This is a genomic window from Pseudomonas sp. p99-361 (assembly GCF_003935475.1).
GTDB classification, from domain to species: Bacteria; Pseudomonadota; Gammaproteobacteria; order Pseudomonadales; family Pseudomonadaceae; genus Aquipseudomonas; species Aquipseudomonas juntendi.
Window position 1 is genome coordinate 20,611 of record NZ_RHQO01000062.1, and the last position, 6,431, is coordinate 27,041.

At 64.9% G+C, this 6,431-nt stretch carries 6 protein-coding genes; 4 read left to right on the forward strand and 2 right to left on the reverse strand.

Translation table 11 applies throughout. From position 1 onward, the window contains the following. Positions 1-179 precede the first annotated feature (179 nt). A complete protein-coding gene (locus EGJ22_RS20920) occupies positions 180-962 on the reverse strand; it encodes an IclR family transcriptional regulator (protein ID WP_009682676.1) in 783 nt (260 codons plus the stop codon). 173 nt (positions 963-1,135) lie between these two features. Here EGJ22_RS20920 and hmgA point away from each other — a divergent pair, with 173 nt between their 5' ends. From hmgA to maiA, 3 genes are read left to right on the forward strand one after another with little or no spacing between them, the layout of a single operon-like run. Continuing rightward, complete coding sequence (gene hmgA / locus EGJ22_RS20925) at positions 1,136-2,437, forward strand: homogentisate 1,2-dioxygenase (protein WP_029886901.1); 1,302 nt, start codon at positions 1,136-1,138, stop codon at positions 2,435-2,437. 3 nt (positions 2,438-2,440) lie between these two features. Further along, on the forward strand, positions 2,441-3,733 hold the full coding sequence (fahA, locus tag EGJ22_RS20930; protein WP_029886902.1) for a fumarylacetoacetase: 1,293 nt from the start codon (positions 2,441-2,443) through the stop codon (positions 3,731-3,733). A gap of 11 nt (positions 3,734-3,744) precedes the next feature. Further along, positions 3,745-4,377: a maleylacetoacetate isomerase gene (maiA, locus tag EGJ22_RS20935; protein WP_029886903.1), complete on the forward strand. Its 633-nt coding sequence runs from the start codon at positions 3,745-3,747 to the stop codon at positions 4,375-4,377. Here maiA and EGJ22_RS20940 read toward each other — a convergent pair. Beyond that, on the reverse strand, positions 4,371-5,177 hold the full coding sequence (locus EGJ22_RS20940) for a SirB1 family protein (protein WP_029886904.1): 807 nt from the start codon (positions 5,175-5,177) through the stop codon (positions 4,371-4,373). The two genes, maiA and EGJ22_RS20940, sit on opposite strands and share 7 nt — an antisense overlap. A 123-nt stretch (positions 5,178-5,300) precedes the next feature. Between EGJ22_RS20940 and EGJ22_RS20945 the strand changes: the two genes are divergently transcribed. Beyond that, positions 5,301-6,320 (forward strand): Glu/Leu/Phe/Val dehydrogenase dimerization domain-containing protein, encoded by a 1,020-nt coding sequence (locus EGJ22_RS20945; RefSeq protein ID WP_009682681.1) that lies wholly within the window; start codon positions 5,301-5,303, stop codon positions 6,318-6,320. Positions 6,321-6,431: the final 111 nt, after the last annotated feature.

The following is a 6,431-nucleotide window of genomic DNA, read 5'->3' on the forward strand; positions in this document are numbered from 1 at the left end:
ATCGAGACGTTAGATCAAGGAGCTTCAAAATCTACGTCAGTGCACCTCGCAGGCCTGAAAGGCGGGGGGGAGAGCCCTTCATGCCGGCCAGTGAGTAAAGAATAAGCGCTTGATCCTGTAGGAAAAATAGCCGCTTATGACATTCACCTTTACGTTTCGGGCAACAGTTGCGCAGCTGTTCAGGCCGCGGGCGAGTAGCCCATTCGCCAGCTGGTTTCCCGCGTTGCCGCCAGCAACCGCTGTGCCGCCGGGCCATGCTCGTCGGCATGGAAGATCGATGTAGGCCCGACCACGGTCATCACCGCCGCAACCTGCCCCAGGGCATTGAATACCGGGGCCGACAATGCATCCACGCCCGGCATCAACAAACCGTGTACATGGTGCAGGCCACGTTCGCGTATGCCGGCCAGTAGCGCTTGATAATCGTCGGCAGAGTGCTGCAGGGCGGCCAGTTCACGGTCACGCAGGTCTACCGTTTCCCGCTCGGGCAGGTAGGCAGCGAACACCAACCCGGTCGATGAGCTGAGCAGCGGCAGCACCGAACCGATCTGCGTTACCACGGTCACCGCCCGCACCGCGGGCTCGATGCTGACCACGGTCGCGCCCTGGTTACCCCACACGGCGATGAAGCAGCTTTCGTTCAGTTCGTCGCGCAGTTGCGACAGGGGCAGTGCAGCAATTTTCAGCACATCGATGCTGCCCAGCGCCGCCAGCCCCACCCGCAATGCCTCACGCCCCAGGCCGTAATGGTTGGTGGCAGCATCCTGCTCGGCAAACCCGCTGGCGATCAATGCCTGCAGGTAGCGGTGCACCTTGCTCGCCGGCATCTGCACATGCTCGGCCAGGCGTGACAACGAGGTGGAAGGGGCCAATTCAGCCAAGGCCTTGAGGATGTCGGTGCCGACCTCCGCAGAGCGGACTTTCTGCTTGCCGTTGTCGGCGGTGGTACTGGCTTTGGCCATGGACAGCTGCTTCCGGATTCTTCAGTCGGGCCTTTATAGCTTGACGCCATGCGTGGAGCAAATTACGTTATTCGTAATCTGATTACGATAAAAACAATGCAGACCCGCTGCCGCCCACCCCAGGGCCTGCAGCCAACTGCCCGCAACGGCTCGGCCAGAGCCCGGAGGCACCGATGAATCGCGATCCATCACCCGACCTTCACTACCTCAGCGGCTTCGGCAACGAGTTTGCCAGCGAAGCGCTGCCCGGTGCCTTGCCGGTCGGGCAGAACTCGCCGCAGCAGGCGCCCTACGGGCTGTACGCCGAACTGCTGTCCGGCACGGCGTTCACCATGGCCCGCAGCGAGCTGCGGCGGACCTGGTTGTACCGTATCCGCCCGTCTGCCTTGCACCCACGTTTCGAGCGCCTGGCGCGCCAACCGCTGCAGGGCCCGCTGGGGGGCATCAACCCCAATCGCCTGCGCTGGAGCCCCCAGCCGATTCCCGCCGAACCCACCGACTTCATCGAAGGTTGGCTGCCGATGGTGGCCAACGCCACGGCAGATAAACCGAGCGGCGTGAGCATCTACATCTACTGCGCCAACCGCTCCATGGAGCGGGTGTTCTTCAATGCCGATGGCGAACTGTTGTTGGTGCCGGAACAGGGGCGCCTGCGCATTGCCACCGAGCTGGGCGTGTTGCAGGTCGAGCCGCTGGAGATTGCGGTGATCCCGCGTGGCATGAAGTTCCGTGTCGAGTTGCTCGACGGCCAGGCCCGCGGCTACATCGCCGAAAACCACGGCGCCCCCTTGCGCCTCCCGGACCTGGGCCCGATCGGCAGCAATGGCCTGGCCAACCCGCGGGATTTCCTCACCCCGGTGGCGCACTACGAAGAAACCACCGGCCCGCAGCAGCTGGTCCAGAAGTTTCTGGGTGAGCACTGGGCCTGCGAACTGCAGCATTCGCCGCTGGACGTGGTTGCCTGGCATGGCAGCAACGTGCCGTACAAGTACGACCTGCGCCGCTTCAACACGTTGGGTACGGTCAGTTTCGACCACCCGGACCCGTCGATCTTCACCGTGCTGACTTCGCCGACCAGCGTGCATGGTTTGGCCAACATGGACTTCGTGATCTTCCCGCCGCGCTGGATGGTGGCCGAGAACACCTTCCGCCCACCGTGGTTCCACCGCAACCTGATGAACGAGTTCATGGGGTTGATCCAGGGTGCCTACGATGCCAAGGCCGAGGGCTTCCTGCCGGGTGGGGCGTCGTTGCACGGGGTGATGAGCGCCCATGGGCCCGATGCCGAAACCTGCGAAAAAGCCATTGCCGCCGAGTTGGCCCCACACAAGGTCGACAACACCATGGCGTTCATGTTCGAGACCAGCCAGGTGCTGCGCCCGAGCGTGCAAGCGCTGCAATGCCCGCAATTGCAGGCCGACTACGATAGTTGCTGGGCCACCTTGCCGAGCACCTTCAACCCGAACCGGAGATAACCCATGAACCACACTGCCATTGCCCGTAGCTGGGTCGAGCACGCCAACGGGCACAGCGACTTCCCGCTGCAGAACCTGCCAATGGGCATCTTCAGCCGGCCAGGTGAAGCCAGGCGCTGTGGCGTGGCCATTGGCGACGCAATCCTCGACCTGGAGGCGGTGCTGGCCGCCGGCCTGTTCGACGGCGCAGCCAAGGCTGGCGTCGAGGCGACCCGGGGTGGGGCACTGAACGCATTCTTCGCATTGGGGCGCAGCGCGCGGGTGGCCCTGCGCGAACGCTTGCAGGCATTGCTGGGTGAACACAGCGAACACCAGGCGGCGCTGAAGCCGGCCCTGCTCAACGCCGGCGACTGCCAGTTGCACGTACCGGCGCAGATCGGTGACTACACCGACTTCTACGTAGGTATCGAGCACGCCAAGAACGTCGGCAAGCTGTTCCGCCCCGACAACCCGTTGCTGCCCAACTACAAGTACGTGCCGATCGGTTATCACGGCCGTGCCTCGACCATCCGCCCCTCGGGTACCGAGGTGCGCCGGCCAAAGGGCCAGACCCTGCCGGCCGGGCACACCGAGCCCAGCTTTGGCCCCTGTGCGCGCCTGGACTACGAACTGGAACTGGGTATCTGGGTCGGCCAGGGCAACGCCATGGGTGAAGCGATTGCGGTAGGTGATGCTGCCGAACACGTGGCCGGCCTGTGCTTGCTCAACGACTGGTCGGCGCGCGACATCCAGGCCTGGGAATACCAGCCGCTGGGGCCGTTCTTGTCGAAAAGCTTCATTACCAGTATTTCGCCGTGGGTGGTCACCGCCGAGGCGCTGGCGCCGTTCCGCTGCGCCCAGCCGGCCCGGCCGCAAGGCGACCCGCAGCCACTGCCGTACCTGCTGGACGAGCGCGACCAGGCTGCGGGCGCGTTCGATATCGAGCTGGAAGTGCTGTTGCTGACCGCGCGCATGCGTGAGCAGGGCCTTGCCCCGCACCGCCTGACCTTGAGCAACACCCGCAGCATGTACTGGACCGTGGCCCAACTGGTTGCCCACCACAGCGTCAACGGCTGCCAGTTGCAGCCGGGCGACCTGTTCGGCTCGGGCACCCTCTCCGGTGCGACCCCTGGCTCGTACGGCAGCCTGCTGGAAATCACCGAAGGCGGCAAACTGCCGGTGGAGCTGGCCAGTGGCGAGGTGCGCAAGTTCCTCGAAGACGGTGACGAGATCATCCTGCGCGCCCGCTGCCAGCGTGACGGCGTGGCCAGCATCGGCTTCGGCGAATGCCGTGGCACGGTCGTCGCGGCCAACTGAGGGGGCAGGGCATGGAGCTGTACACCTATTACCGTTCCACCTCGTCCTACCGGGTGCGCATCGCGCTGGCACTCAAGGGCCTGGCCTACCAGGCCTTGCCGGTGAACCTGCTGCAAGGTGAACAGCGTGGCGCCGGCTACAGGGCCGTCAACCCGCAGGGCCGCGTGCCAGCCTTGCGCAGTGACGGCGGTGAAGTGCTGGTGCAGTCGCCGGCGATCATCGAGTACCTGGAAGAGGTGTACCCACAGCCCGCCCTGCTGCCGGTCAATGCCGAACGGCGGGCCAAGGTGCGCGGTGTGGCGGCGATCATCGGATGCGACATCCACCCGCTGCACAATGTCAGCGTGCTGAACCGGCTGCGCCAGGGCGGTCAGAACGAGGGCCAGGTGAACGACTGGATCGCACACTGGATCAGCCAGGGTCTGGCGGCCGTGGAACAGTTGATTGGCGATGAGGGTTTCTGTTTTGGCGATACCCCGGGCCTGGCCGATGTGTACCTGATTCCGCAGTTGTACGCGGCTGAGCGTTTCGCTGTCGACCTTGGCGGTTACCCGCGCATTCAACGGGTTGCCGCACTGGCAGCCGCGCACCCGGCATTCGCCCAGGCCCACCCGGCCCGGCAGCCGGACACCCCGGCTCAGTGAAGTGAGCGGTTCGCCGCCGGAAGCTTGCCGATGCGCTCGCACAGCTTCAGGCGCTGGACCGGGTCTTCCGTCAGCAGCAGGGCATGCTCCAGGTCGTAGCGTTCGGCTTGGGGGCAGTCCAGGTGTTGGTAAAGCGAGGCGCGGGTCATGTAGTCCGCGACCTGCACCGGCCCCAATTGCATGACCCGTTCGGCGTCGATCAACGCCGCCAGGTGGTTGTCATTGCTGATATGCAGTTGGCGCAGGTTGCGCGACAGGCGCTGCAGCATCTGCTGCGCGCTGGCGGTGCGCAGGTGCTCTGCCGTCAGCGGCAGGTCGGGGCCAAACTGGCGTGCCAGCAGCTCGCGACAGTCGCTGGGGTACAGGCGCCTGCCGCCACAGGGGTCGAGCAGGTGGTCGGCACCCGGCACGCGCAACAGGAAGTGCCCGGGAAAACCCACGCCCTCCAGCGGTATGCACAAACGCCTGGCCAGCTCGAGGGCGAGGATGGCCAGGGCCAGCGGTTGGCCTCGGCGGCGTTGCAGCACTTTGTCCAGCATGGCGGCATGTGGCCGCAACGGCAGGTATTCGTCTTGCACAAACCCCAGTGCATTGAGTTGGCGCAGCAGAGGCTGTGCCAGTTCACTCAACGGTAGCATGGGCAGGTGGGCACTGATTGCGTGCTGCAGGTCGTGCACGATGGCAAGGCTGGCGACAGGCGCGACGTTAGGGTCGTGCTCGGCGGCAACCCACAATGCGGCTTCCAGCAGGGCGACGGGCTCGCGTTCCAGGCAGGCCAGGCAGGCTTGACGTGGGTTCATGGGGCTTCTCCACACTCGCTTGAGTATTAGCTGCGGTGCGGGGTTTCGTCCAGTGGTCTGGCGGCGGCTGCAAACATGAGGCCGGGCTTATACTGGGTGCAGCACCTGTTGGGGAGCCTGTCGATGTTCGCGCTGATGCAAAGCACCCGTACCCAGTCACTGCACTTGTTCACCGACCCGCCCACGGGCCTGAAAGCGGTGGTGGCGATCCACAGCCAGCAGTTGGGGCCGGCGCTGGGTGGCTGCCGCTACCTGCCGTACGCCGATGACGAAAGCGCCATGGCCGACGCGATTCGCCTGGCCCAGGGCATGAGCTACAAAGCGGCACTGGCGGGCTTGCCCGTGGGGGGCGGCAAGGCGGTGATCTTGCGCAACCCGCATGTGGAAAACCGCGCAGCTTTGTTCGAGGCCTTCGGCCGCTTCGTCGATACCTTGCAAGGGCGTTTCATCATCGCCGTGGACAGTGGCACCTCGACCCTGGACATGGACTGCATCGCCCAGAGCACGCCGCATGTGACCAGTACCACGGCCTCGGGTGATCCCTCACCGCATGCGGCAATGGGGGTATTCGCCGGCATCCGCGCCACGTCCTATGCCCGCTTGGGCAGCTACAATCTCGAAGGCCTGCGGGTAGCGGTGCAAGGGCTGGGTAATGTTGGCTACGCCCTGGCCGAACAACTGCATGCGGCGGGGGCGGAACTGTTGGTGAGCGATCTGGACACAGGGCGGGTACGGCTGGCTGTTGAGCAGCTCGATGCCCACCCGGTGACCCACGATGCGTTGATCAGCACCCCCTGCGACATCTTTGCCCCGTGCGGTGTGGGGCCGGTGCTGAACGGGCAGAGCGTGATGCAACTGCGCTGCGCGGCAGTGGCGGGAGCGGCGAACAACCAGCTGACCACCTTGCAGGTGGCTGACCAGCTGGAGACCCGCGGGATACTGTATGCGCCCGATTACGTGATCAATGCCGGTGGCTTGATTTACGTGGCGCTCACCCACCGTGGCGAAGACCTGGGCACCATCACCTCGCACCTGGCACGCATACCTTCGCGGCTGACCGAAGTGTTCGGCCATGCCCAAGCAGAGAAACGCTCGCCGGCGCGGGTGGCGCAGATGTTGGCGGAGCGGTTGTTGTATGGCTGACGGGATTTGTGTTGCATGCACCGGCCTCATCGCTGGCAAGCCAGCTCCCACGGGGATCGCATCAGGGCTGACAGGTGTTTGCCACAAGATATGCAGCGCCTGTTAGAGCGA

What these genes read in the sequence shown, in the direction of transcription:
- EGJ22_RS20920 (WP_009682676.1), bottom strand. Translation starts at nt 962, where the DNA reads ATGGCCAAAGCCAGTACCACCGCCGACAACGGCAAGCAGAAAGTCCGC.
- hmgA (WP_029886901.1), top strand. Translation starts at nt 1,136, where the DNA reads ATGAATCGCGATCCATCACCCGACCTTCACTACCTCAGCGGCTTCGGC.
- maiA (WP_029886903.1), top strand. Translation starts at nt 3,745, where the DNA reads ATGGAGCTGTACACCTATTACCGTTCCACCTCGTCCTACCGGGTGCGC.
- EGJ22_RS20945 (WP_009682681.1), top strand. Translation starts at nt 5,301, where the DNA reads ATGTTCGCGCTGATGCAAAGCACCCGTACCCAGTCACTGCACTTGTTC.
- EGJ22_RS20940 (WP_029886904.1), bottom strand. Translation starts at nt 5,177, where the DNA reads ATGAACCCACGTCAAGCCTGCCTGGCCTGCCTGGAACGCGAGCCCGTC.
- fahA (WP_029886902.1), top strand. Translation starts at nt 2,441, where the DNA reads ATGAACCACACTGCCATTGCCCGTAGCTGGGTCGAGCACGCCAACGGG.